The 23,558-nt window shown below is 44.7% G+C and carries 25 protein-coding genes; 20 read left to right on the top strand and 5 right to left on the bottom strand.

Annotated features, from left to right (window positions below; all coding sequences use genetic code 11):
- Positions 1–219: 219 nt before the first annotated feature.
- The 3 genes from DSBG_RS22370 (at position 220) to larA (ending at position 3,321) form a co-directional block, all read left to right on the top strand.
- The gene (locus DSBG_RS22370; protein ID WP_141694257.1) at positions 220–486 is read left to right on the top strand and encodes a hypothetical protein; all 267 of its coding nucleotides are present in this window, start codon (positions 220–222) and stop codon (positions 484–486) included.
- Positions 487–1,081: 595 nt separating this feature from the next.
- A complete protein-coding gene (locus DSBG_RS07190) occupies positions 1,082–1,945 on the top strand; it encodes a sugar diacid recognition domain-containing protein (RefSeq protein ID WP_068963492.1) in 864 nt (287 codons plus the stop codon).
- A gap of 113 nt (positions 1,946–2,058) precedes the next feature.
- On the top strand, positions 2,059–3,321 hold the full coding sequence (gene larA, locus DSBG_RS07185; protein ID WP_068963481.1) for a nickel-dependent lactate racemase: 1,263 nt from the start codon (positions 2,059–2,061) through the stop codon (positions 3,319–3,321).
- Positions 3,322–3,709: 388 nt separating this feature from the next.
- Here larA and DSBG_RS07180 read toward each other — a convergent pair whose 3' ends face one another.
- Positions 3,710–3,931, bottom strand: a complete 222-nt coding sequence (locus DSBG_RS07180; protein WP_009616494.1) for an alpha/beta-type small acid-soluble spore protein — start codon at positions 3,929–3,931, stop codon at positions 3,710–3,712.
- A gap of 364 nt (positions 3,932–4,295) precedes the next feature.
- On the opposite strand from DSBG_RS07180, the gene hypA reads away from it, so the two are divergent.
- Both hypA and hypB read left to right on the top strand, forming a co-directional pair.
- The gene (gene hypA / locus DSBG_RS07175; RefSeq protein WP_068963480.1) at positions 4,296–4,637 is read left to right on the top strand and encodes a hydrogenase maturation nickel metallochaperone HypA; all 342 of its coding nucleotides are present in this window, start codon (positions 4,296–4,298) and stop codon (positions 4,635–4,637) included.
- The gene (hypB, locus tag DSBG_RS07170) at positions 4,638–5,318 is read left to right on the top strand and encodes a hydrogenase nickel incorporation protein HypB (protein ID WP_068963479.1); all 681 of its coding nucleotides are present in this window, start codon (positions 4,638–4,640) and stop codon (positions 5,316–5,318) included. It begins immediately after the preceding gene.
- A 209-nt stretch (positions 5,319–5,527) separates the two neighbouring features.
- Here the strand turns inward: hypB and DSBG_RS07165 are convergent, their stop codons facing one another.
- From DSBG_RS07165 to DSBG_RS07150, 4 genes are read right to left on the bottom strand one after another with little or no spacing between them, the layout of a single operon-like run.
- The gene (locus DSBG_RS07165) at positions 5,528–6,025 is read right to left on the bottom strand and encodes a HyaD/HybD family hydrogenase maturation endopeptidase (protein ID WP_068963478.1); all 498 of its coding nucleotides are present in this window, start codon (positions 6,023–6,025) and stop codon (positions 5,528–5,530) included.
- Positions 6,026–6,027: 2 nt separating this feature from the next.
- Positions 6,028–6,612, bottom strand: coding sequence for a Ni/Fe-hydrogenase, b-type cytochrome subunit (gene cybH, locus DSBG_RS07160; RefSeq protein WP_068963477.1), 585 nt, complete (start codon positions 6,610–6,612; stop codon positions 6,028–6,030).
- Positions 6,613–6,628: 16 nt separating this feature from the next.
- Entirely contained in the window at positions 6,629–8,191 is a 1,563-nt protein-coding gene (locus DSBG_RS07155; protein ID WP_068963476.1) for a nickel-dependent hydrogenase large subunit, read from the bottom strand.
- Positions 8,192–9,280, bottom strand: a complete 1,089-nt coding sequence (locus DSBG_RS07150; RefSeq protein WP_068963475.1) for a hydrogenase small subunit — start codon at positions 9,278–9,280, stop codon at positions 8,192–8,194.
- Positions 9,281–9,611: 331 nt separating this feature from the next.
- Here DSBG_RS07150 and hypF point away from each other — a divergent pair, with 331 nt between their 5' ends.
- The 15 genes from hypF to yajC all read left to right on the top strand — a co-directional run bounded on the left by hypF (position 9,612) and on the right by yajC (position 23,461).
- Positions 9,612–11,909, top strand: coding sequence for a carbamoyltransferase HypF (gene hypF / locus DSBG_RS07145; protein ID WP_068963491.1), 2,298 nt, complete (start codon positions 9,612–9,614; stop codon positions 11,907–11,909).
- A complete protein-coding gene (locus tag DSBG_RS07140) occupies positions 11,910–12,137 on the top strand; it encodes a HypC/HybG/HupF family hydrogenase formation chaperone (RefSeq protein ID WP_068963474.1) in 228 nt (75 codons plus the stop codon).
- On the top strand, positions 12,118–13,212 hold the full coding sequence (hypD, locus tag DSBG_RS07135; RefSeq protein WP_068963473.1) for a hydrogenase formation protein HypD: 1,095 nt from the start codon (positions 12,118–12,120) through the stop codon (positions 13,210–13,212). Before DSBG_RS07140 ends, hypD begins: the two co-directional genes overlap by 20 nt.
- A complete protein-coding gene (gene hypE, locus DSBG_RS07130) occupies positions 13,212–14,204 on the top strand; it encodes a hydrogenase expression/formation protein HypE (protein ID WP_068963472.1) in 993 nt (330 codons plus the stop codon). Before hypD ends, hypE begins: the two co-directional genes overlap by 1 nt.
- Positions 14,205–14,224: 20 nt before the next feature.
- Complete coding sequence (locus DSBG_RS07125) at positions 14,225–14,635, top strand: DUF3842 family protein (RefSeq protein ID WP_068963471.1); 411 nt, start codon at positions 14,225–14,227, stop codon at positions 14,633–14,635.
- A 77-nt stretch (positions 14,636–14,712) separates the two neighbouring features.
- On the top strand, positions 14,713–15,636 hold the full coding sequence (cysK, locus tag DSBG_RS07120) for a cysteine synthase A (protein WP_068963470.1): 924 nt from the start codon (positions 14,713–14,715) through the stop codon (positions 15,634–15,636).
- 173 nt (positions 15,637–15,809) lie between these two features.
- Complete coding sequence (locus tag DSBG_RS07115) at positions 15,810–16,562, top strand: YebC/PmpR family DNA-binding transcriptional regulator (RefSeq protein ID WP_068963469.1); 753 nt, start codon at positions 15,810–15,812, stop codon at positions 16,560–16,562.
- 90 nt (positions 16,563–16,652) lie between these two features.
- Positions 16,653–17,036 (top strand): hypothetical protein, encoded by a 384-nt coding sequence (locus tag DSBG_RS07110; protein ID WP_068963468.1) that lies wholly within the window; start codon positions 16,653–16,655, stop codon positions 17,034–17,036.
- Positions 17,037–17,110: 74 nt separating this feature from the next.
- Positions 17,111–17,608, top strand: coding sequence for a crossover junction endodeoxyribonuclease RuvC (ruvC, locus tag DSBG_RS07105; RefSeq protein ID WP_068963467.1), 498 nt, complete (start codon positions 17,111–17,113; stop codon positions 17,606–17,608).
- Entirely contained in the window at positions 17,605–18,204 is a 600-nt protein-coding gene (gene ruvA, locus DSBG_RS07100) for a Holliday junction branch migration protein RuvA (RefSeq protein WP_068963466.1), read from the top strand. Before ruvC ends, ruvA begins: the two co-directional genes overlap by 4 nt.
- 50 nt (positions 18,205–18,254) lie before the next feature.
- Positions 18,255–19,289, top strand: coding sequence for a Holliday junction branch migration DNA helicase RuvB (ruvB, locus tag DSBG_RS07095; protein ID WP_068963465.1), 1,035 nt, complete (start codon positions 18,255–18,257; stop codon positions 19,287–19,289).
- An 83-nt stretch (positions 19,290–19,372) separates the two neighbouring features.
- Positions 19,373–20,713, top strand: a complete 1,341-nt coding sequence (locus tag DSBG_RS07090; RefSeq protein ID WP_083236763.1) for a SpoIID/LytB domain-containing protein — start codon at positions 19,373–19,375, stop codon at positions 20,711–20,713.
- 49 nt (positions 20,714–20,762) lie between these two features.
- Positions 20,763–21,785 carry a tRNA preQ1(34) S-adenosylmethionine ribosyltransferase-isomerase QueA gene (queA, locus tag DSBG_RS07085; protein WP_068963463.1) on the top strand — a complete coding sequence of 341 codons (1,023 nt, stop codon included), beginning with the start codon at positions 20,763–20,765 and terminating at the stop codon, positions 21,783–21,785.
- A gap of 86 nt (positions 21,786–21,871) precedes the next feature.
- Positions 21,872–22,990 carry a tRNA guanosine(34) transglycosylase Tgt gene (tgt, locus tag DSBG_RS07080; protein ID WP_068963462.1) on the top strand — a complete coding sequence of 373 codons (1,119 nt, stop codon included), beginning with the start codon at positions 21,872–21,874 and terminating at the stop codon, positions 22,988–22,990.
- 126 nt (positions 22,991–23,116) lie between these two features.
- Entirely contained in the window at positions 23,117–23,461 is a 345-nt protein-coding gene (gene yajC, locus DSBG_RS07075; RefSeq protein ID WP_068963461.1) for a preprotein translocase subunit YajC, read from the top strand.
- Positions 23,462–23,558 lie beyond the last annotated feature (97 nt).

Below are 23,558 nucleotides of genomic sequence, written 5' to 3'. Positions count from 1 at the left end.
TGGGGTTCCACCCGTTCGGGATCCACATTGCTGGAGTTTGCGTTACGAGTCGCAATGTGGCGAAAGTCTCGTCCGACTTTCGTCACACTGCTGGAGTATGCGTTTCGGGATGCAGTGTGGCGAAAAGCTCGTCCGCCTTTCGTATCGCCAGGTAACAAGCGAAAAGACTATCTCTAACGAGGTAGTCTTTTCTGTGTTCATGAAAGTAAGATTTATGCAATGAATGGAACGAATGGGCCGTGGTTCCACCCGTTTGGGATCCACACTGCAGGAGAATTTGTTTCGGGATGCAGTGTGGCGATAAGCTCGTCCACTTATCGTCACTTTGCTGGAGTTTGCGTGACGAGTCGCAATGTGGCGAAAGACTCGTCGACTTCACACGGCTGGAGTATGCGTCTGGGGACGCCGTGTGGCGAAAAGCTCCCTTCGCCTCAAAGCGTTCCTTTAGAGTGGTGGTTCGGCGATGCTAATCCTTCAGCGCAATAGTATGCGTGAAAGGTTATGCGCTTTCGGCGATAGTGTCCACCGGACACTATCGTTACTGGAGACTATCGTGCTTTTCGTATACTGAACACGGAAGTTGAGACGTACGGGGCAGAGAACACTTGGGGGGCATCCAGATTTTGAGCTGTTGAGAAATTATAAGAAGCTTATTAAGGTGGTCACAATAGCTCCAGAGCTTGAAAATGCAGAGTGTTTCATAAGAAAATGTGTGGATAGCTAGCGACATCGTTATCTCTCTAGGGCATAGCTGCGGAACCTATGAAGATGCAATAAAAACGGTGCACGAAGCATTACCCATACTTTTAATGCAATAACCACTCTAAACCATCGGGAGCCGGGAATTGTTGGGGCAGCGATGTGTAGTTCGGAAGTATATTGTGAATTGATTGTTGACAACATCCATATACATCCTGCAGCTCAGAGGATATTACTACAATTCAAAGGAATTGGGACGATCATAAAAAAAACTAAATATTTTGGTATTTTCCTCCTGTAAACCTATAATGTAACTGGTCAGACCATCAGACGATATGGTATGATATGAGGAGACAGCTTACTTGAAATGGAGAGCCAGAGTATGGTGTGGAAGCTTAGTGAAAATATTGCTCAAAAAATAGTAGAATTTATTAATGGACAATGTGGCTATGCTGTTATTGTCTGCGATGGGACCGGGACGATTATTGCTGATTCTGCCCGAACGAGAATAGGTATGCAGCATAATGGGAGCAAACAAATATTAGCGACTACTAGTGATTCTGCTATTGTTACAGATTCAGACGCTGAAGCATCCGGGGGTCGACTTAAGGAAGGGATTAGTTTAGCAATTAAAGCGGACGGCATAAAGATTGGTACATTTGGAATCGCGGGACCGTTGGCAATTGTTAAGCCAGTTGCGAAGATCGCAGCTGGCATGGTCGTTATGATGTTAAGGGATGAAGAATTGAAAGTTGTCATTCGCAAGCAGGTCGATATACTAAGCACTTCGCTGGAACAAGCGGTTAGTGCAGTGCAACAAACTGCTGCTTCTGCCCAAGAGGTGGTTTCTATTAGCAATTCGATCGCAGAGGAAGCTCAGGAAGGAAACAATCATCTTCAGTATACTTCGAGTATATTAGAGCTTATACGAAAAGTTGCTAAACAAACTAATCTGTTGGGATTGAATGCCGCAATCGAAGCTGCCCGATCAGGGGAACAAGGTCGTGGTTTTTCGGTGGTCGCAGGAGAAGTACGCAAATTGGCGGAAGAGAGTAATCGCTCAGCCAATGAGATAAGTGGGATTTTGCAGCAATTTCGAGTCATAATCAGTAAAATTACGGAGAGCTCTCAACGTAACCGTGCAGTTACTCTAGAGCAGGCGCAGGCCAATCAGGAAATAGCTATTTTGGTTGACGGGGTACAACAAGTGAGTCGTGAATTACAAACTTTGGCTGCTAATTTATGACCCCTAATACAAATTTTTCCAAGTGTGTTTTAGAAAAACTAAAAAACTATAAAAACTTTGTTAATTGGGAAGAATCTTTACTTATAATAAATAATGATTAAGGAGATGTCACAATGGAAGTTAGTTTGGCTTATGGAAAAAATGGATTGAAGGTTAACGTTCCTGAAAATTCGAAAATTATTGAACCAACCCACCAGCAGCCACCAGAGGATGATCATGAAGTTGTATTGAATGCTCTGCGCAACCCTATCGGCACCAAATCCTTAAAAGAAATGGTCAAATCCAGTGATCGTGTTGTCATTGTGATTAGTGATATTACCAGACCGACGCCAAATCATAAATTGATTCCCTGGATACTTGAGGAACTTCCTCATGTCCCTTTAGAGAATGTTACGATCATTAACGGGACAGCTACCCATCGTGACCAAACGAGAGAAGAATTTGTTGAGATGTTAGGGGAAACGGTTGTAGATACCGTTCGAATTATCAATCATCACTGTCACGATAAGTCTGAGCTAACGCATCTCGGAACAAGCCGTTTCGGCTGCGAGGTATACCTTAACAAAGAATATGTTGAAGCTGACTTTAGAATTGTCACAGGATTCATTGAACCTCATTTTTTTGCGGGATTTTCTGGAGGGCCAAAGGGGATTATGCCAGGGATTGCGGGTATTGAAACCATTCTTACATTTCATAACGCCAAGATGATTGGGCATCCAATGGCTACTTGGGGGGTCTTGGAGAATAATCCCCTCCAAGAGATGACTAGAGAAGTTAACACCTTCTGCAAACCGGATTTCCTTTTAAATGTTGCTCTGAATGGCAAAAAAGAGATTACGAATGTATTTGCGGGCGAGTTAGCTGCAGCTCATGCAACAGGGTGTGCTTATGTTAAAGAACATGCTATGATTAAGTGCGATCAACGCTTTGATGTCGTTATTACGACGAATTCTGGCTATCCGCTTGATCAAAACTTATATCAAGCTGTAAAAGGTATGAATGCTGCTCAAAAGATTGTCAAACAGGGGGGGACTATTATTTGTGCAGCAGAATGTATCGAGGGTATGCCTGAGCATGGCAATTTTGTTAAGATCTTAGACATGCGTGACACGCCAAGCGAACTCTTAGAAATGATTAATGAACCATCTTTTCAAATGTTTGACCAATGGGAAGCTCAAAGACTGGCAATGATTCAGGAATGGGCGGATGTCCATATCTTTTCAACGTTGCCGGATGAGTCTGTTAAAATAGCCAAACTGACACCGATTAAGAGTATTGAACAAACCTTGAGAGAACTTACAGATAAATATGGCGAGAAGATGAGTATTGCAGTATTACCACTTGGTCCCCTAACGATTCCCTATGTAGAAGAATAAAATTGTAAGGCCGTAGTCAGTTATACTGGGGATATTCTATAGTAAAGCTATAGGTATCTGAGCGGGTGTCTATTTCTTTAAATAGAGTGCCCGCTCTTTATTTTTGGTAAATAAGTGGCCAAGAGAAAAAACTAGTAAAGATATGATATGAAAGAGATAGAATAAACAAGAAAGAAAACAAAAAAACAAGAAAACAAAAATCAAAAAACAACAAAAATAACAAACAAACTATTATTCATACAAATAAGAAACGGAACGAACGTTTGTGTACGATCGTCCCGTTGTGGGCATATTAGAAAAATAGGTTTTGAGTGAATATAAGTTTGGATGGAATAAACTCATATTTGTAAAAAATAGTATTGTGCTGGACGACAGTTTTCTATAATAGTTAGTCCATTATATCGGCACCCTGTTCTGCCATTTCTTTTTCAGCAAAAGTAACCATCTTTTTGACCATGTTTCCGCCGATTTGACCTACTTCACGGGTAGTCATATTTGCGAACCCTTTTTCTTGAATATCATCATCTAAATGAAGTTCTTCAGCTACTTCCCACTTTAGTTTATCCAACTGTCCTTCGGATTCAGGAACTTCAGGTGTATTACGGCTCATTTAACCATCCTCCTTTTTCAGTTGTTTTAGTGAACTCATTATTATATTATCCATCTCGGTCGACTCTATACACGTTTATAATACACATAATTATACAGATTTTAAGTAAAGAATACCAAGGAAAGGATACAGTAGATTTGGTGTTGAGTGCCAAGAATTTATAATGTGGGGTTCAAAGAGTGCCTGCACTTGGAAGAGTTTGACCTCCACCTCACAAAGGGATATTTGCTTCTCCTGTCGAATTTAGACATAGTATCAATGTATCCGCTCAAATGCTCAGAAGTTCACCTATGACCGAGAAGTACAACAGGAACAGGACACTTAGAATTGGGATAGTTACTTCATAATACGAAGGGGTGATGATTTGCACGAGATGTCTTTAATGGGGGGAGTATTTGAGGTCATCGAACAGACCCTTTCTTTACATGAAGTTAAGCGCGTACTTCAGGTTAAACTAAAAGTTGGAGAGCTTACGAATGCAGAACCAGATGCTTTGGACATGGCGTTTGAAGCATATAGCAAGGATACCATATGTGAGGGGGCAGAGCTAATTATAGAGCGTGTTCCTATACGCGCTCGATGCAGGAATTGTCAACATTTGTTTGCCGTAAAAACTATGTTTTTTCTTTGTCCAAATTGTCAAAATACGGGCATTGAAGTGATTCAGGGAGAGGAACTTTTACTTGAAAGTCTGGAGGTTGAATAGATGGATCATACTCGCCGTGAAATTGAAGTGATGGCAAATTTACTTAGTGCTAATGATATGCAGGCTGAAGTAAACCGTACCCACTTCCGCAAGAATAATTGTTTAGCCATTAATGTCATAGGCTCGCCAGGAGCAGGGAAAACGACGCTGTTGGAAAAGACGTTGCCTCATTTAACCTTGGATCTCCATGTGGGGGTTATCGAGGGAGATATCTTTACCAGTAAAGATGCTGATCGCATCGCCATTCACGAGATTCCAGTCATTCAAATTAATACTGGCGGAGGTTGCCATCTTGATAGTAAGATGGTTAATAAAGTTTTGCCGGAATTTGATTGGCAGGCAACGGATCTCATGATTATTGAAAATGTCGGAAATCTAGTTTGTCCAGCTGATTTTGATCTAGGGGAAGCGTTTAAGGTCATTGTTTTAAGTATCGTCGAAGGAGATGACAAGCCATCAAAGTACCCTGTGATCTTCCGCAATGCCAAAGCAGTTGTTCTCAATAAAATGGACCTTGAGCAGTTAACTGATGTGAATATGGAGACTATGAAACAAGATATCCTGAGCATTAATCCTGAAATTAAGATCTTCGAGGTATCTTGTCGCTCAGGGAATGGTCTTATAGCTTGGACAAGCTGGTTAAAGCAAGAAGTCAAGGTCTATCAGCAAAACATAGCGTAATTTCTATACAAAGGGGCACGACGCATCGTGCCCGAAAACTTTATCTATTATGTAAATACCATGATTGATATCTAAATATCGTCAGAAACTTTTAGCTAGGAAAAGAAAGGCTGAAGTAAATAAAACAGACTTATAAGGTGCATTCGTTATATGAACCTTATAAGTCTGTTTTATTCTGATTTTCCATGAGGGGTACGTTTTTAGACTCATCAAGTCGTCAAGGTCGAAGCAAATTTCCCTTCATGCTGAATGGAGTCAATTTCTTGGAGAACGAATTCTCTAAGACGGGGAAAGAGCGCTTGGATCTCTGGGCTGATGTCCATTCCCCATTCCAAACTTTTGGGTTGAAGGCCAAAAATTAAAGTTTGAGGAGCTTGCCCCAATACATTAGCCATGGCAAGCACCTCAATGATCCCGATTTGATGAAATGAAACCTCGAACTTTTCCGGGAAGATCTGAATATCTTCCGGTGTGAAGCGAAATAATGCCCCGGGTTCATCTTTGGCGTCTATGGCATCAATAATAATTAGAAAATCGACTTCTTGTATGAGGTGAACCAGTTCAAGTCCGGCTGTGCCCCCTTCAAGGAGCTCCACGTTATCAGGAAGTGGCATTTTAGCCATCTCGTCCAAAAAACGGACGCCTAAACCTTCATCGGATAAGAGGATGTTGCCTACCCCCATCACCATAATTTTTGGTGAATGCATGATTAGATTCCCTTCTCATTTCTCATTTTGCCAAAGAACATGAATAGAAACTGTTCATAGGCTGCTGTAAAGACAAGATAAATATGAATGCCAACGACTGCTATAAATAACCACATAAAGACGTAGTGAAGTCCACGAACAGCAGCTAAACCGCCAAAATAGCCTGCGAGATTTGCCAGCTGTTCCGGCTTGTAGAGTATGGCTCCAGTAATTGCTTGGGCGACAGCCATTATTGGCAGAGCGATATAGGCCATTTTCTGAAGAGGATTATACTTCCCTACTTTTGGGTGTTTGCCGATGAACAGATAATACTTAATTTGAGGCCAGATAGTTTTAAGATCTTGGGTATTGAGTAAAATATGACCATAATCCTTATGCTTTCCAAAAAAGGAATAGTAGAAACGTACAATTCCATTAATAATTAAAGAATACATAAAGATAAAGTGTAAGTTGCGGACTAGATTCATGGGCATTCCAGGATAAGGGGAGTGTATAAACCAACCCGTGAGGCCTAACATCAGAAAATTAATTAGATTTATCCAGTGGCTTACACGCTGGAATAATGGGTGGTCAAGTGGGTCAACCATGTCCTTTCCTCCTTTTCTACCAGCCAATCCGGAATTTTTTAATGTCGTTGGTTACTGGATCGATGAGGTGAATTGCACATGCTAGGCATGGGTCATAGGAACGAACTACTCGTACGATATTGACCGGGTTTTCGAGGTCGGGAACTGGGACGCCGATTAAAGCTTGTTCAACCGGGCCACGTACTCCATTGTCATCACGGGGTGAGAAATTCCAGGTAGTCGGAACAACCATTTGATAGTTCTCAATCTTATGATCGGCGACCTTGACAAAGTGGCCAAGTGAGCCGCGGGGTACTTCGGTCATGCCTGCCCCTTGCCCAGTTGCCGGAGCTTCCCAGTGCTCGGTATCATGAATGCGGAAATCCTTGGATCCCATTTCTTTCTCTAAAGCATCTAACCAAGTGAACATATCCTTGACCAGAAGGAGAGTTTCATAAGCACGGGCTGCATGACGGGCGACAGCACCTGGTTTGATATTATTTTTGGCGATAATGTCCAGAAGACCTTTTGGTTGCATGACAAGCATCCGGGCGAGAGGCCCAACTTCGATAGGTTTATCATCATAGCGAGGAGCTTTAACAAAGGTGTAGGCACCCTTCTTATCGAGATCGGGTATTGTATCCTCAGTATAGGGTGTTTTACCATTTGCGCTGGCTTTATACCAAGAATATTGAACATCCTCCGTAATTTTCTTTTCATCCACAGGTAAGATATTGCTTAGATCCCCATTCATGATCAAACCCGCTTTGAAGAATAAATCTTTACTCTCATTATCTCGGGCGAAACCGCCATAAGACATGTAGTTGAGAGCCCCGCCACCAACTCCTGCTTGAGCCAAGGGGAGCAACGGACCAGTACCGAAGGTTAAAACATCTTGGAGATAGATCTTTTCAATAAAATCAAGCTGCTCAGAAAGCATCGAGCGGAATTGTTCAATTACTTCAATATTGGGAAGCATAGTAACACCACCAACAACTATGGAAGATTGGTGGGGCTGTTTTCCGGCAAACAAAGCGGACATTTTCTTGGCCTTTGCTTGCATTTCCAAAGCTTTAAGGTAGTGGGCGACGGCCATTGTCACTAACTCTGGATCATTGACACTGAAGGCATCCGGTTTGTAGCGAGGGGTTAAAGGAGCAGTATCTCCGGCGACAACGAGCTTCACAATTTTATCTTTAACAGCCAGAAGTCCAGGGTCTTTTCCTTGATACTTGGCGACAGCCATGACATCTAAGTAGTCTAGTGCACTTAGATGATAGAAATGCAGCGGATGGTCATGTAAAAACATAGCCCCAATGATCAAGTTGCGGATAATCCGACCACCAGCAGGAACGTTCGCCCCAAAAGCTTTGTCTAGGGCCATTGAGGATGCCCAACCATGAGAACCTGCGCAAACTCCGCAGACACGTTCTGTAACATACGTAGCATCCCGAGGATCGCGACCGCGCAGCATAGCTTCAATCCCACGGTACATGGTCCCGATGACATGTGCTTCAACAACTTTACCATTCTCGACTTCAACTTCAATCCTTAAATGCCCTTCAATGCGTGTTAAAGGATCAACAACTACTTTCGCCATCTACATATCCTCCTTACGATCATGATCCTTACTGCTCAATCTGCCGCTGGCTGCAGTTGCAATCAAGTGGGCACCAAGGCCAACTGCTGCTGCTCCTCCGATAACGGCCCCGACGGTATCGGCATTAATCTGGCCGATGCCCGGTAGCTTAAACATTTCTTGTTTTGCATATAAAGGGCTAAATTCTTTATAAAAGCTTTTCTCTGAACACCCAGAACAAGGTGATCCGGCGTTAATACAGAAGTTAGCGTTATCATTCCACCATACTTGAGCACAGTCTGTGTAGGTTTGCGGGCCTTTGCAGCCTTTTAACATAAGACAATACTGCTTCTGGAGAGGATCGTTCCAATCTGTGAGAAATTCGCCATTTTCAAAATGGCCGCGGCGTGGGCAGTTATCGTGTAATAATGTGCCATAGAATGCTAGAGGTCGATTTTGCGAATCAAGGGGAGGAGCTTTATGATAAGTTAAATAATAGACGATAGTACCAATTAAGGTTGTGGGTTTAACGGGGCAACAAGGAAGATTGATAAGCGGTGTGGAAATTCCGGCAGTTCTAAGGATTTCTCCTACCCCAACGGCACCAGAAGCACAAGCGCCCGGAATACCAGCCCCTTCGGATGCGCAACTACCTATGGCGATAATCGCCTGAGCTTTGCGGGCAGCTTCAATGAGGGTTGTGCGGAATGGCTTCCCTCCAACCATACAGAAACGGTCATACTCCTCTTTAGCTGGGCAAGCACCCTCTACGATGAGAACGAAGTTTTCTTTCAGAGCTGATTGGTAGGCTTCCTCGGATGTTTGACCGGACCCGGCCATGATCGTTTCATGATAGCGAATTGAGAGCATGTCTAGAACGAGTTCAGCGGGCGAAGGGTTTAAGGTGGCTATGGCTGACTCAGTACATCCTGTACAGTCCATACCTTCCAACCATATAACAGGTGGCTTCTTAAGAGCTTGTTCTAGAGCCGAGGCTGCTTGGGGAACAAAAAGTTCAGGTAAGCCAAGTGCCGCGGTCGTTGCAGCTACTAACTTCATAAAATCTCGCCGAGAAACACCTTTTGCTTTGAGCAAATCAAAATTTCCCATAATTTTCAGAACACCTCCTGTAATATGCTCATCTCTTGTAATCAGAAATATTTATACCTAGAATATGTATTCGACTCGAACTATTCTATTCCTCCTTATATTTTAGAAGAATCTAAAAATTTTAATTATTATTTAAAATCTATTTATTAATTCCTCTGAATTTGTCGAAATTTAATAGTCTTATCATCCTCTTGAAGAAAATAGAGATTGGCGTGTACAATATAAGGAAGTTAATAGGATTTCTGTCATGAATTGAACGCTCATTTTATAGAAGCAGCGTCTTAGAACAGGAAGAATCAAGAAAGCTATTGAAAGCTGGTTGTTGTATCATATGAATCTTGAAGCAAAGACTATTTACTTTAATGGGATTGTTCAAGGGGTGGGGTTTCGGCCGTTTGTTTTCAAGCTCGCAGAAGAACTAGGTATTAAAGGGTGGGTGAATAACTCAAGCCATGGTGTGACGATACATGCAGAAGGTGCTAAGCTGGAGTTGTTTTATCATCGTTTGCTAGAAGAGGCCCCGCCTTTGGCTAAAATTGTGACAGCGCAATCCGTTGGGGCTGAGTTGGAAAATTATGCGACGTTTGAAATTGTTGAGAGTGAGGCGGGGCAAGAAGTAGATGTCTTAATTTCGCCCGACGTAGCAACGTGTGGAGATTGTCTTAAAGAAGTGGCCGATCCTGAGGATCGGCATTACCGATATCCTTTCACAAATTGCACGAATTGTGGCCCTCGCTATACGATTATCCGTGATGTACCTTATGATCGGGCACAAACGACCATGTCAGGGTTCCCAATGTGCAAAGGCTGTGCAGTTGAGTATAGAAATCCAAGAGATCGGCGTTTCCATGCTCAACCAGTGGCCTGTAAAGAGTGTGGGCCGATGGTCGAACTCAGAAATGATGTGGGTCGCGTGCTCCCTGGCATTGGCGTAGATCAACTGTCCCAAGGTAAGATTATTGCAGTAAAAGGATTAGGTGGTTTCCATCTTGTTTGTGATGCTCAAAATGTGCAAGCAGTACGGCGCCTGCGTGAGCGAAAAGAACGAGGAGCCAAGCCTTTTGCAGTAATGGTTCGGACGGTAGCACGAGCGCGAAAAGAAGTTGTTATTTCCCCCAAGGAGGAGGAACTGTTACGAAGTTCAGCCGCTCCTATCGTTGTACTTGAACGTAAGGTTGGACTAACTGATTCTTTACCAGAGGACATAACGCCGGGAATTCATACGTTAGGAATCATGCTTCCTTATACTCCCCTTCATCATCTTTTGTTTGAAGGACCGTATGATTTGCTAGTCATGACGAGTGCCAATCTCAGCGGCCGCCCTCTTGTTTATACCAATGATGAGGCCTTCGAAGAATTACAGGGAATAGCCGATTATTTTTTGATGCATAACCGGGATATTTATCATCCCTGTGATGACTCGGTTGTTCAAGTTATCGGAGATGAAGCAGTTTTTTTGAGGCGGGCTCGCGGTCAGGTCCCTTTACCGATTTTGATGTCATCAATTCATGTCAAGACCCCATTACTAGGTGTAGGTGGAGATCTAAAAAATGCTTTTTGCCTCGCCTCCGGCCAGCGGGCTTTTGTAAGTCAGTACCTTGGAGATATGCAAGGCTATGAAAATCTCCAACGGTTTCACCAGGAACTTAAATCCTTTCAGCGAGTTGTCAATATTTCGCCGTTGGCGATTGCTTACGATAAACATCCGAACTACCAGCTGACCCGATTTGCCCTGGAACGGCCTTGGTCGAAACTTTCAGTGCAGCATCATCATGCGCATTTAGTCAGCGTGTTGGGAGAATGGGATCGCTCAGACCCGACTCTGGGGGTTATCTGTGATGGGACTGGCCTCGGAGAAGATCAGTGCATTTGGGGATTTGAATTTATATACGGTAATGCTTCAGGATATGAACGCAAGGCACATCTGGAGTATTTGCCACTTCCATCGGGCGATGCGGCTGCAAAACGTCCTTTGCGTATCGCTTATGCTTATCTTAAAACGCTTCTTACCAGTGAGACTTGGCAAAAGACGGAACCTTTTTGGACAACACTTTCGGTCAATGAACGTCAAATCTTAGATCGCCAACTTGAAACAGGGGTTCAAATCTTCCAAACATCGAGTGCAGGGAGGCTCTTTGACGCAGTGAGCGGGTTGCTTGGTGTTTGTACAAAGGTAACCTACGAAGGACAAGCGGCTATCGAGTTGGAAAGTCTGGCAACGAGCTTTTGGCAGAAACGAAGTGCTGAAGTTGCAGAGCATAAGGTAGATAAGTTACGATTACTATATCCTTATGAGGTTAGAATAGAACGAGCGGTATACATCCTTGGGGTAAAACCGCTCTTTGAAGGACTCGTCCAGGACATTATTCTTGGCGTGAGTCGGGGAGAAATCGCGTATCGTTTTCACCGAACCATTGCTCAGGCTATCGTAGATCTTGTGTTACAATTAAGAGTAGCGGCAGATCCTTTGGTTTTGAGCGGAGGGGTCTTCCAAAATAAACTTTTGACAGAAATCATCCTTAATCTTTGTCGAGAACACAAAATTGAAGTCTTGCGCTCTAAAGTGCTCCCTCCCGGAGACGGCGGGCTTGCCTTCGGACAACTATTAATTGCAAATGAGGTGTTGTAAATGTGTTTAGCTATTCCTGCTAAAGTTGTTTCGATGGATGGTTCGATTGCCAAAGTGGATATGATGGGGAATGAACGGGTTGTCAGTATTGACTTGGTTCCTGAGGTCAAAATCGGTGAATATGTTTTGGTTCACGCGGGCTTTGCCATTGGAATCATCGACGATGAGAGCGCAAAAGAGACTGAAGAGCTTTTGTTGGAGGTAGCCAATGCCTATGAAGAAGAGTAAGGAGCTTTTGACTAAGGCGGCTGACTATCTTGCGGAAATCCAGGCCTTAGCCCAAAGTACGTTTACAATTATGGAGGTGTGTGGAACACATACCGTAGCCATCGCTAAAAATGCGCTTCGAGAGTTGTTGCCGGAGACGGTTCGCTTAATATCAGGACCAGGTTGTCCAGTTTGTGTGACTGATAGCAGTGATATTGATCGCTACCTTTATTTAGCTGCCCAACCAAACGTGATTACGGCTACGTTCGGAGACATGATTCGGGTGCCGGGGACAGAGAAAAACTTGCAAGTTTTAAGAGCAGAAGGGGCAGATGTTCGAATTGTTTATTCGACCCAAGATGCTTTAGAGTTAGCCCGAAAAAACCGGGATAAAGAGGTAGTCTTTCTGGGAATTGGGTTCGAGACGACAGTTCCTACTGTAGCCGTAAGTTTAGAAACAGCAAAACATGAAGGAATAAAAAATTATAGCGTGCTATCTATGCACAAGGTCGTTCCGCCAGTGTTAAGACTGTTAGCTGAAGACGCTGAATTGGTTGTTGATGCTTTCCTTGATCCAGGGCATGTCTGCTCGATTATCGGCATAGAACCCATTTGTTTTATGGCTAAGGATTATGGCAAACCTGGCGTTGTGACCGGATTTGAAGCCCTTGATATATTAGAAGCCATTGTTATGCTTCTTCGTCAGCGTGAGGAAGGGCGTTCAGAAATTGAAATCCAATATAAACGGGTCGCCAAACCAGAAGGGAACCCTCGAGCCAGAATGTTCATCGAACAAGTCTTTGAGCCGGTTGAGGCATCCTGGAGGGGTATAGGATTAATTCCCCAAAGTGGCTTGGGTATTCGAGAACAATACAGCTTATGGGATGCGGCCAAGAAATTCTCGTTGCCGATTTTTCATTCCGAGGAAACCCCCGGTTGCCGTTGCGGGGATGTCTTGAAAGGTCGAATTTATCCAACCCAATGTTCTTTGTTTGCCCGTTTTTGTACACCTATGAAACCTGTTGGACCTTGTATGGTGTCTTCAGAAGGGTCATGTGCCGCTTATTACCGATACGCACAAAGGAGTGGGGATTAATGGAACGTATTATGATGGCTCATGGAAGTGGTGGACGTTTAAGTCATGAATTAATTCGTACCCTTTTCCAGAAGTATTTAGGCAATCCCTACCTAGATCAGATGAATGATGCGAGCATATTACCGGGACGAGAGCAAATTGCAGTAACCACTGACTCTTTCGTGGTTTCACCCTTGTTTTTCCGCGGCGGAAATATCGGTAAACTTGCCGTATGTGGTACCATCAATGACCTAGCAGTGAGTGGAGCGACGCCTAAGTTTTTAACGCTGGCGCTTATTTTAGAAGAAGGCTTGCCCTTGGCTGACTTAGAGCGGATCATTGAGAGTGTCGCCGAAACAGCATCGGAAGCAGGTGTCTCCATCGTATGTGGGGATACGAAAGTTGTCGAACGCGGAAGCGTAGATAAAATTTTCATAAACACAACGGGGATCGGGTATATTACCAATCGTTTAGTCGGCCCAGAACAAATTCGGCCCGGCGACGAAATTCTGATTACTGGGACGATTGGAGATCATGGGATTGCAATTTTGTCTGAGCGAGAAGGACTTGAATTTCAAACCCCAGTGGTTAGTGACTGCGCGCCCTTAAATGGACTTATTGATGCCTTTTATTTGCCAGGAGTTAAATGTATGAGAGACCCTACCCGTGGTGGCGTGGCGACGACGCTTAATGAATTGGCCGGGCAAGCTGGAGTAAGCATTCTCTTAAATGAAAAACTATTGCCACTTTCTCCGAGTGTTGAAGGGGCATGCGAAATGTTAGGCTTAGAGCCCCTTTATTTAGCGAATGAGGGGAAAGCCTTGGTAATTGTTGCCCCAGAAGTCGCGGACGATGTTCTGCAAAGAATACAGGCCCACCCCCTGGGACGCTATGCGGCACGCATCGGGCAAGTTCATGAGGAAAAGCCAGGACTCGTCTTGTTAGAAACCCCTCTGGGGGGAAAACGTATTGTTGGCATGCTTGAAGGTGAGCATCTTCCCCGGATATGTTGAGAAGGAAGGAAGAGGGTATTATGCGGATAGCAGTCATTGATGGGCAGGGCGGCGGTATTGGCAAACATATTGTTGAGCAGTTACGTAAACGAATGCCCGAGTTGGATATTCTTGCTCTGGGAACGAATGCCCTTGCTACCGGAGCAATGTTGCGTGCAGGGGCTACAGAGGGTGCTTCGGGGGAATCGGCGATTTGTTTTAATTCTGATCGTGTCGACATTATTGTCGGATCGATTGCGGTAATGATGGTTTATGGTCTATTGGGAGAAATTACTCCGGCTATGGCTACGGCTATTTCTGCCAGTAGGGCAGACAAATTGCTGCTCCCAATCCAACGTGGGAATATTCAACTCATAGGAGTTGTCCGAATCCCTTTACCCCACCAGATTGAAGCTTTAGTTACTGAAGTGGAGGAACGACTCAAGGGCTAATAGTTCTATTTGACAAATGGATTAATAGTTGTTACTATTAATCCATACTAATTTGATATGAATTGGGGGAATTGAACATGAGAGTTGTTGATTCTATTGCGGATTTGATAGGGCAGACCCCTTTGATCCGTCTACAGCGAGTGGTGAAGCCTGGCATGGCTAATGTTTATGTCAAGGCTGAAGCTTTCAATCCAGGCGGAAGTATCAAAGATCGGATAGCCTTGGGGATGATACGGGATGCTGAGGAACGAGGGGTTCTGCAACCGGGGGGGACTATTGTTGAGCCGACAAGTGGGAACACGGGTATAGGGCTGGCGATGATTGCAGCCGCTCGAGGTTATCGTTTAATTGTCGTTCTGCCGGATACGATGAGCGTTGAGCGGCGGATGCTAATGGCCGCCTATGGCGCTGAATTTGTGTTAACGCCTGGAGCAGCAGGAATGAACGGCGCGATTGAAGAGGCAAAACGTTTGCTCCGCGAAAACCCAGATTATTTTATGCCTCAGCAATTTGAAAATCCTGCTAACCCAGAAGCACATCGACAGAGCACCGCCTTAGAACTTCTTGATCAGTTGAGCGGTATTGATGCTTTTGTCGCCGGAATTGGTACTGGAGGGACAATAACGGGGGTGGGTGAGATTTTGAAAGCCCGTCTGCCGGAAGTAAAGATCATTGGGGTTGAGCCTGCCTCGTCGCCGGTCATCTCTGGTGGCAAACCAGGGTCGCATAAAATCCAAGGGATTGGCGCTGGGTTTGTCCCTGCAGTTTTAAACCAAACAGTTATGGATCAACTCATTCAAGTAAGTAATGAGGATGCTTTTGACACAACGCGGCGTCTAGCACGTGAAGAAGGACTTTTGGTAGGTATTTCTTCTGGGGCTGCTGTAAGTGCGGCACTTCAGGTAGCCGCGACCTTGGGAGAGGGCAAAAACGTTGTTGTCATTGCTCCCGATACAGGGGAGCGTTACTTGAGCACTGAACTTTTTACCAGCCAAAGCTGATTCGATGTTCGTGGGTTCGATGCCCCAGAAAGCTTTGAATAAGTTTCCAAACTAAACTTTTAGTGGAGATAGTAACTCCATTAAGAGTTTAGTTTTTCTATATATTTCTTTACAAGGGAATTTACCCTATGCTAAACTGTTTAATAGTCAATTAGCACAAGGAGGAGTTTGTCATGTCGGGACATTCAAAGTGGGCAAACATTAAACATAAAAAAGGCAAGGCAGATGCCCATAAAGGGAAAATGTTTACCAAACTGGGTCGGGAGTTAGTCGTTGCCTCCCGGGCATGTGGGGGAGACGTTAACAACTTTCGATTAAAAATTGCCATTGAAAACGCTAAAGCGGAAAATGTGCCCAATGAAAATATCCAACGAGCAATTCTGAAAGGGATCGGCGGCCTAGAAGGCGCAGCTTATGAAGAACTGCGTTATGAGGGGTACGGTCCTGGCGGTGTAGCCGTAATGATTGATATTCTAACGGACAATCGCAACCGTTCGGCTGGTGAGGTCCGCCATATTTTTTCTAAGAATGGTGGCAACATGGGTGAGACCGGTTGCGTCAGCTGGATGTTTGAAGAAAAAGGTCAACTGAGAATCATACGTGAGGGGCTTAAGTTAAACGACGATGATTTGATGATGATGGTCTTAGACGCAGGAGCTGAGGACTTAGATATTGATGAAGATGGTTTTGTAGTCTACACCGCTCCAGACGCTCTGGAAAGTGTTCGTCAGGCGCTTGTAGATCAAAAAATTTCAGTGGAAGAGTCTGTGATTAGCCCTATTCCTCAAAACACCATCGAAATAACGGATGCAGACCAGGCACGGAAGATTGTACGTTTGATGGATATCCTTGAGGATCATGACGATACTCAAGGGGTGTATTCTAATTTTGAATTGGCGGAAGCCTTGTCGGATGAAGATTTTTAGACAAGACTAAGTTTCGAACATCATAACGATTAAACCATGCCCTCCTGGCAAGACTAGAGGTAAGAAGACATGTCAGGAGGGTTTTTCATTATGTCCAGATGTATTGTAATGAGTCTCGTCCTTATTATTGGTTTAGGAATTGGCAGCATTGTACCTACAGCAATGTCTTGGTGGGACAATATAAATCGTGCTGATAGCGCCTTTAATTCAATCAGCTCGGAAACTACTCCATCGTTGGATACGTTGGCTAATGGTGCTTCGCCTAGTGTTACCTATCATTTTGGTTTGGAGGATGGGGTGCTATCTGTAATCGAAGGGACTCCGGGAGTGAACGGTAGGGTCATCGTGACTGGATTAAATGTCCAAGCTTGGCCAAAGGAAATGCTGGATATTGCCCCTAAGGTAGAATTCTATTCCTTAGATGAGGTTCAGTCGTTTATCGATACGGTCAATGAACCTCTGTGGCAAGAGTAGAAAGGTATTTTATAGGAGAAAGGGTATCGTCCGTCTTCTGTCGAAATCTACTATGTTGAAAGGAAGACGTGCGTATGATTATTTTAGGGATTGACCCTGGAACGGCGATTATGGGGTATGGATTAATTGAACAAAAAGGAAGTCATTTAAGCCCACTTGCTTATTCTTGTTGGCGAACGCCTGCTCACACACCTCTGGCGGTGCGTTTGTTAATGTTATATCAACAAATTGACCCGTTTCTTCGGGAGCACCCTCCAGATCACATGGCGGTTGAAGAGCTTTTCTTTAATCGCAATACCACAACCGCCCTAGCAGTGGGACATGCTCGAGGTGTCGTCTTACTGGCCGGGGCCCAGCATGGCATCCCGATTTATGAATATACTCCGCTACAGGTTAAGCAAGCGGTTGTAGGATATGGAAAGGCCGAGAAAACGCAGGTTCAACAAATGGTCAAAGGATTATTAAAGTTGGACGAAATTCCCAAACCAGACGATACAGCTGATGCTTTAGCCATTGCAATCTGTCATGCCCATAGTTTTGCCTTGAATCGGAGAATGGAGGAATTCCGATGATTGGGATGTTGCGAGGCAAGGTCTGGGAAATCCAATCTGAACGTTTGGTGCTTGATGTGCAAGGGGTTGGGTATTTACTTACAGTGCCCTATGGGCTCTTGGCGAAGTCTTCGCTGGGGCAAGAACTTGTTGTGTACACCCATGTGGTGATGCGCGAAGATGATTTATCCTTATATGGTTTCTCTTCCTTAGAAGAAAAACAACTCTTTCTGGAAATGTTGAGTGTTTCAGGTATTGGACCTAAAGCTGCCATCTCACTACTTTCAACCTTTGGAGCAGTTCAGATTCGAAGTGCCATTGTTAGTGAAAATCTTAATTTATTGACCAAAGTTCCAGGGATCGGTAAAAAAACAGCCCAACGACTTATTTTGGAACTGAAAGAAAAATTCAAAGGACACGTTTCTCTCCCAACCGGTGGGGAATCATTTTCAGCGACCTCTCCCCATACGCACTCCGAAGCACTACAAACATTATTAGCTCTGGGTTTTGGTTTGGAAGAGGCGAGACAAGCCCTGGGACATGCCGTTAAAGACAGTGGGGAATTAACAACGGAAGAGCAGGTGAAAAAAGCTCTGCGTTTGCTTGCGGGCGGATAAACTAAACAGAGAGCTTAATAATTTAAAGGCAGACGAGAGGAGGGCTGGAAATGGAAGAGCGTTTGGTTGCGCCCCAAGAACAACCTGCAGATCACGAAGGGGAAGCGCTTCGACCCAATCGGATGGGTGATTATATTGGGCAGAGAAAAATTAAAGAAAATCTGAGTATCTTTATCCAAGCGGCATCCACCCGTGGAGAAGCGCTGGATCACGTCTTATTATATGGACCGCCCGGTTTAGGGAAGACGACACTGGCGAATATTATTGCGGCAGAAATGGGCGTGAGTATTCGCACCACTTCTGGTCCGGCGATTGAACGGCCAGGCGATTTAGCGGCTATTCTAACGGCCTTAGAGCCTCGTGATGTGCTTTTTATCGATGAAATCCACCGCTTAAACTCGACGACAGAAGAAATCCTTTATTCAGCCATGGAAGATGGGTGTCTAGACATCATGATCGGAAAAGGGCCCAGTGCCCGTTCAATTCGCTTGTCCCTGCCTCCGTTTACGTTGGTAGGGGCCACCACAAGAGCCGGACAGTTAACCTCTCCCTTACGTGATCGTTTTGGGGTCATTAGTCGTCTGGAATTCTATGAGGTTAAGGATTTAAAAGAAATTGTGCTTCGGGCAGCAAGTATCTTGAGATTGGATATAACGGATGATGGTGCGGAAGAGATTGCCTGTCGCTCTCGTGGCACACCAAGAATTGGCAATCGCTTGTTGAAACGAGTTAGGGATTTTGCCTTGGTCTGGGAAGATGGCGTCGTCACCCAATCAATAGCCCGAGAAGCGCTCAATCGCTTGGAGGTTGACCCGTTAGGATTGGATCAGATCGACCAAAAAGCATTAAAGACGATCATTGAAACCTTTACTGGAGGCCCAGTTGGTTTAGATACGCTCGCGGCAACTATCGGGGAAGAGTCAGTAACGCTTGAAGATGTTGTCGAACCATTTTTACTCCAAATGGGATTCCTTCAACGTACTCCTCGTGGACGCATGGCCACAGTAAGAGCCTATCAGCATTTCGGATATTCACTACCTCAGAATCGGTCTGACAGCGGACTTTTCGCGGAAGAGAAACCATAGAATTATAACCACATTATCCCAAGGGAATGACGACATATAAGCCAAGGAAAAAGGGCAATCTGAACATGAAGGTGGTGTTGAGCATGCTTCAGATTGTGTATCGGTTCCTCTGTTTGTGTATGGCTTTATTCATACTCGTGTTGAGTCCGGCCACTCCGTGTCAAGCAAACGAGATTTCAGTTGAGCTTGTTTGGAAGTTAGGCCAGGCTTCATGGGTTGAAATAGATGTTGAACAAGGTGATTATCAACTCATTGTGGAGACAACGATTCATAAGTTTCCAACAGGTTCTACCCTCCAGTTAGGTTGGGGTGGCTGGACTCCTATTTTGCGAATTAACCAGGAAGATTATCAAGTTTCCCAAGGATCTGTTTTAGAGCTGAGGGGGAATAACTTGGGCTGTCTGCGTGTTAAAACTCCGGAGGGCAATGATGTTGTTTATCGCGGAGGATTACAACTGAATTGGGAAAATGGTCATTGGCGGTTAATTAATCGAGTGGACAGTGAAGACTACCTTAAAGGCGTTGTGCCTATCGAAATGAGCAATGAATGGGCTCATGGAGGGATAGAAGCGCTCAAGGCTCAAGCCGTGGCTGCCCGAACCTTTCTTGTTAGACATACAGAGAATGGCCAAAAGACGATTACCGACTCTCCTGATATCGATCAGGCCTATGCGGGAAAGTTCGTGGAAGGAGAAGCTTCGGCAGCAGTCGACGCTACCCGAGGGCAAATTTTAGTGGACACCCAGAGCAAGCAACCAATCGAAGCACTTTATTCGTCACATAGCGGGGGATATACTGAAGACGCTAAAAATGTTTGGGGAACTACGGATATTCACAATGTATCTCATCCAGATCCTTATTCAGAAGGAGTTGGCGGTGCGGTTGCGAATTGGCGGTTTATTGTCTCTGCACCGCTCCTAGGTTCAACGTTTGGGGTAGGACCAGTCCGAAATGTTGAGCTTGACAAATTTCCCTCGGGTAGGGTTAAAAGTGTAAGGATGGAAGATGGATTTGGACATTCCCAGACCGTTACTGGGCGTACATTTGTCAAAGCATTTTATCCTTTTGGGCAACCAATTAGAACAGCCGCCTTCTTAGGAAGTCTGTTTGAAGCACAGACAATTGCGCCCCAACTTGATTTGTACGGAAAATCAGGCTTATCTGTGTTTCTAAGCACTGAAGCTCCCTTAGTTTCAGGGACTAGTTCGGCTCAAAAGGAGCAAGGCCCTTTGCTCACTAAGGTTCTCAGTTCATCGTTAGGAACGAGTGCCACGTCCCAGCCGTTCGGGGTCTTTATCTTTGAAGGCCAAGGTTGGGGGCACGGTGTGGGGATGTCCCAATGGGGAGCTTATCATATGGCTCAAATAGGGTATACTTATAAAGAAATACTATCGTTTTACTACAATAACACCCTTATTCAATGATGAAATTCATGATCAGATAACCACGTGTGATTTAAAGGAGAAGGATATATTGAACCTTTCGGAGTTTGACTTTGATTTGCCAGAAACGTTGATTGCCCAACATCCGGTGGAGCCTAGAGATGCTTCACGCTTAATGGTTGTCAAGCGTGACAGTGGTGGGATAGAACATCATACGTTCAGGGATCTTGTGTCCTTTCTAAAAACGGGCGATGTGCTTGTGCTTAATAACACTCGCGTCATTCCCGCCCGTTTGATAGGGGAAAAAGAAGGTACTGAGGCCAAGATTGAGGTCCTACTTTTAAGAAGACTTGAACTTGATGTTTGGGAGGCTTTAGTGAAGCCTGGAAAACGTCTTAAGGTGGGGCAGAAAGTGTCCTTCGGTCAAGGAATTCTGACCGGTGTTCTTCAAGATATTCTAGAGAATGGCAACCGCAGGATCCATTTCTCCTATTCTGGTCTTTTTGAAACAATACTCGACCAGCTTGGACAGATGCCTCTTCCACCGTATATTACAGCTCAGTTGGAGGATCAAGAACGTTACCAGACAGTATATGCTAAAGAGCGGGGTTCAGTAGCTGCGCCGACAGCGGGGCTACATTTTACGCCGGAACTTTTAAGCGAACTGCAAAAAATGGGTGTCCAAATTGTGGAGATCCTGCTTCACGTGGGCTTAGGAACCTTCCGCCCGGTTAAAGTGGATGATATCCGTGAACATGCCATGCATTCAGAGTATTATCGTGTGGACTTGGAAGCTGCCGAGCGAATTAATCAAGCAAAACAAGAAGGCCGCCGAGTCATCGCTGTAGGGACAACAGCAGCCCGAACCTTAGAATCCGCGGTTGATCACGGGCGGGTTGTTCCTGGAGATGGGTGGACGGATATCTTTATCTACCCGGGTTATTCCTTTAAAATTGTAGATGCTCTCCTGACAAACTTCCACTTCCCAAAGTCAACCTTAGTCATGTTGGTAAGTGCTTTGGCAGGGCGCAAACTTATTTTACAAGCCTATGAGGTTGCCGTAAGGGAGAGGTATCGGTTCTATAGCTTTGGAGATGCCATGCTCATTATATGAGAAGCGCGAGGCACGATGCGCGACATTCGGGCTTTGGGTTTTGGACTTCGAGCATCGTGCATCGATAAAAGAAGGAAGTGAAGGGTTTGAACGCAGTTCATTTGGAAATAATTAAAGAAGATTCTCGGACAAAAGCACGTCTAGGAAAGTTGCATACACCGCATGGTGTGATTGATACACCTGTGTTCATGCCCGTTGGGACACAAGCGACTGTTAAAACAATCACGCCAGAGGAGATCAAAGAGATTGGGGCCGGGATCATCTTAAGTAACACATACCATCTTTTCTTAAGACCAGGGCAGGAGTTAATTTGCGAAGCAGGTGGGCTGCATCGTTTTATGAACTGGGACGGAGCAATCTTGACGGACAGTGGTGGATTTCAAGTGTTTAGCTTAGGAGATCTGCGGAAGATTAAAGAGAGCGGCGTAGAATTCAGATCTCATATCGACGGTTCACTCCAATTTTTAAGCCCGGAAATTGCGACTCAGGTCCAGATGGCTCTGGGATCCGATATTGTGATGGCCTTTGATGAGTGTGCACCGTATCCTTGTACCCACGAGTACGCTAAAGATTCTTTAGAACGGACTACGCGTTGGCTCAAACGGTGTAAGGAGACTTTGACCACGACGGACACCCAAGCCTTGTTTGGAATTGTGCAGGGAGGTATGTATGAAGACCTGCGTCGTCAAAGTGCTGCCGAGGTTACAGAACTAGACTTACCGGGTTATGCTGTCGGTGGGTTAAGTGTTGGAGAACCGAAAGAAATGATGTTTGAAGTCTTAGATTATACTGTACCCTTGCTCCCCAGAGAAAAACCCCGTTATCTTATGGGAGTAGGTTCACCAGACGCTCTCATTGAAGGGGTTATGCGAGGAATTGATATGTTTGACTGCGTGCTTCCGACGCGGATTGCTCGCAATGGGACAGCGATGACCCGTTACGGCAAGGTGACGGTTCGCAACGCTGGGTGTGCACATGATTTTGGACCGATTGATGCAACCTGCGATTGCTATACGTGTCGCAATTATTCGCGGGCGTATATCCGGCATTTGATCAAGGCTGATGAGATTTTAGGTCTTCGTTTGATGACTATCCATAATTTGCGTTATCTCCAGAACTTAATGCGAGAAATCCGAGAGGCAATCAAAGAAAATCGTTTGCCAGAGTACCGTAAAAAGTGTTTTGAAGATTACGGGTACATTTAACAGAGGTCGGGAGTCAGATGCCAGAGGCCAGATATAAGAGTTTCTTCAGCAGAAAAGTAAGTGGCCTAGAAGGATTTTTGCCACAATGTGAGGAATAGTTTAGGGATAAAAAAAGGGGGATTTAATATGAATCAAACGACATTGTCCATGGTCCTATATTTTGCGGTTTTTTTTGGCATTATGTATTTTCTCATGATACGGCCCCAACAGAAGCAAGCTAAACAACGGAAGGCTTTGCTCAGCAGTCTTCGTGCAAAGGATCGGGTAATCACTGCCGGAGGAATCTATGGTAAAATCACAAAAGTGAAGGATAACTCTGTTATGTTACTTATTGCTGATAAAGTCGAGATTGAAGTGGCTAAATCAGGAATTGTCAGCGTGGAAAATCGTGATGTCGTCGTCGAAAAGGATAAGAAGAATGATAAAGTAAAACTCGATAAAGATGAAAATGAAGTCTCAGCAGAGTCTTAACCTAAAGCTTAGAATTCAAAAAAACTTTAGTGATATCTTTCAGAGATTCAGTAGGTAGTTACATAGGTGACACGGAGGATAACTCTTCTTAAAAGCA

Origin of the sequence: Desulfosporosinus cupriresistens (genome assembly GCF_001707885.1) — a bacterium.
Lineage (GTDB): Bacteria > Bacillota > Desulfitobacteriia > Desulfitobacteriales > Desulfitobacteriaceae > Desulfosporosinus.
Note: the sequence above shows the minus strand (reverse complement) of the source record. Positions and strands in the feature narration are given on the sequence as shown.

Coding starts and splice junctions, on each gene's coding strand:
- DSBG_RS22370 (WP_141694257.1), top strand. CDS start 220: ATGAATGGAACGAATGGGCCGTGGTTCCACCCGTTTGGGATCCACACT.
- hypB (WP_068963479.1), top strand. CDS start 4,638: ATGGATCATACTCGCCGTGAAATTGAAGTGATGGCAAATTTACTTAGT.
- hypF (WP_068963491.1), top strand. CDS start 9,612: ATGAATCTTGAAGCAAAGACTATTTACTTTAATGGGATTGTTCAAGGG.
- DSBG_RS07110 (WP_068963468.1), top strand. CDS start 16,653: ATGTCCAGATGTATTGTAATGAGTCTCGTCCTTATTATTGGTTTAGGA.
- DSBG_RS07125 (WP_068963471.1), top strand. CDS start 14,225: ATGCGGATAGCAGTCATTGATGGGCAGGGCGGCGGTATTGGCAAACAT.
- cysK (WP_068963470.1), top strand. CDS start 14,713: ATGAGAGTTGTTGATTCTATTGCGGATTTGATAGGGCAGACCCCTTTG.
- DSBG_RS07190 (WP_068963492.1), top strand. CDS start 1,082: ATGGTGTGGAAGCTTAGTGAAAATATTGCTCAAAAAATAGTAGAATTT.
- DSBG_RS07115 (WP_068963469.1), top strand. CDS start 15,810: ATGTCGGGACATTCAAAGTGGGCAAACATTAAACATAAAAAAGGCAAG.
- larA (WP_068963481.1), top strand. CDS start 2,059: ATGGAAGTTAGTTTGGCTTATGGAAAAAATGGATTGAAGGTTAACGTT.
- DSBG_RS07155 (WP_068963476.1), bottom strand. CDS start 8,191: ATGGCGAAAGTAGTTGTTGATCCTTTAACACGCATTGAAGGGCATTTA.
- ruvA (WP_068963466.1), top strand. CDS start 17,605: ATGATTGGGATGTTGCGAGGCAAGGTCTGGGAAATCCAATCTGAACGT.
- hypD (WP_068963473.1), top strand. CDS start 12,118: ATGCCTATGAAGAAGAGTAAGGAGCTTTTGACTAAGGCGGCTGACTAT.
- yajC (WP_068963461.1), top strand. CDS start 23,117: ATGAATCAAACGACATTGTCCATGGTCCTATATTTTGCGGTTTTTTTT.
- DSBG_RS07165 (WP_068963478.1), bottom strand. CDS start 6,025: ATGCATTCACCAAAAATTATGGTGATGGGGGTAGGCAACATCCTCTTA.
- DSBG_RS07090 (WP_083236763.1), top strand. CDS start 19,373: ATGCTTCAGATTGTGTATCGGTTCCTCTGTTTGTGTATGGCTTTATTC.
- hypE (WP_068963472.1), top strand. CDS start 13,212: ATGGAACGTATTATGATGGCTCATGGAAGTGGTGGACGTTTAAGTCAT.
- DSBG_RS07140 (WP_068963474.1), top strand. CDS start 11,910: ATGTGTTTAGCTATTCCTGCTAAAGTTGTTTCGATGGATGGTTCGATT.
- ruvC (WP_068963467.1), top strand. CDS start 17,111: ATGATTATTTTAGGGATTGACCCTGGAACGGCGATTATGGGGTATGGA.
- cybH (WP_068963477.1), bottom strand. CDS start 6,612: ATGGTTGACCCACTTGACCACCCATTATTCCAGCGTGTAAGCCACTGG.
- DSBG_RS07150 (WP_068963475.1), bottom strand. CDS start 9,280: ATGGGAAATTTTGATTTGCTCAAAGCAAAAGGTGTTTCTCGGCGAGAT.
- DSBG_RS07180 (WP_009616494.1), bottom strand. CDS start 3,931: ATGAGCCGTAATACACCTGAAGTTCCTGAATCCGAAGGACAGTTGGAT.
- ruvB (WP_068963465.1), top strand. CDS start 18,255: ATGGAAGAGCGTTTGGTTGCGCCCCAAGAACAACCTGCAGATCACGAA.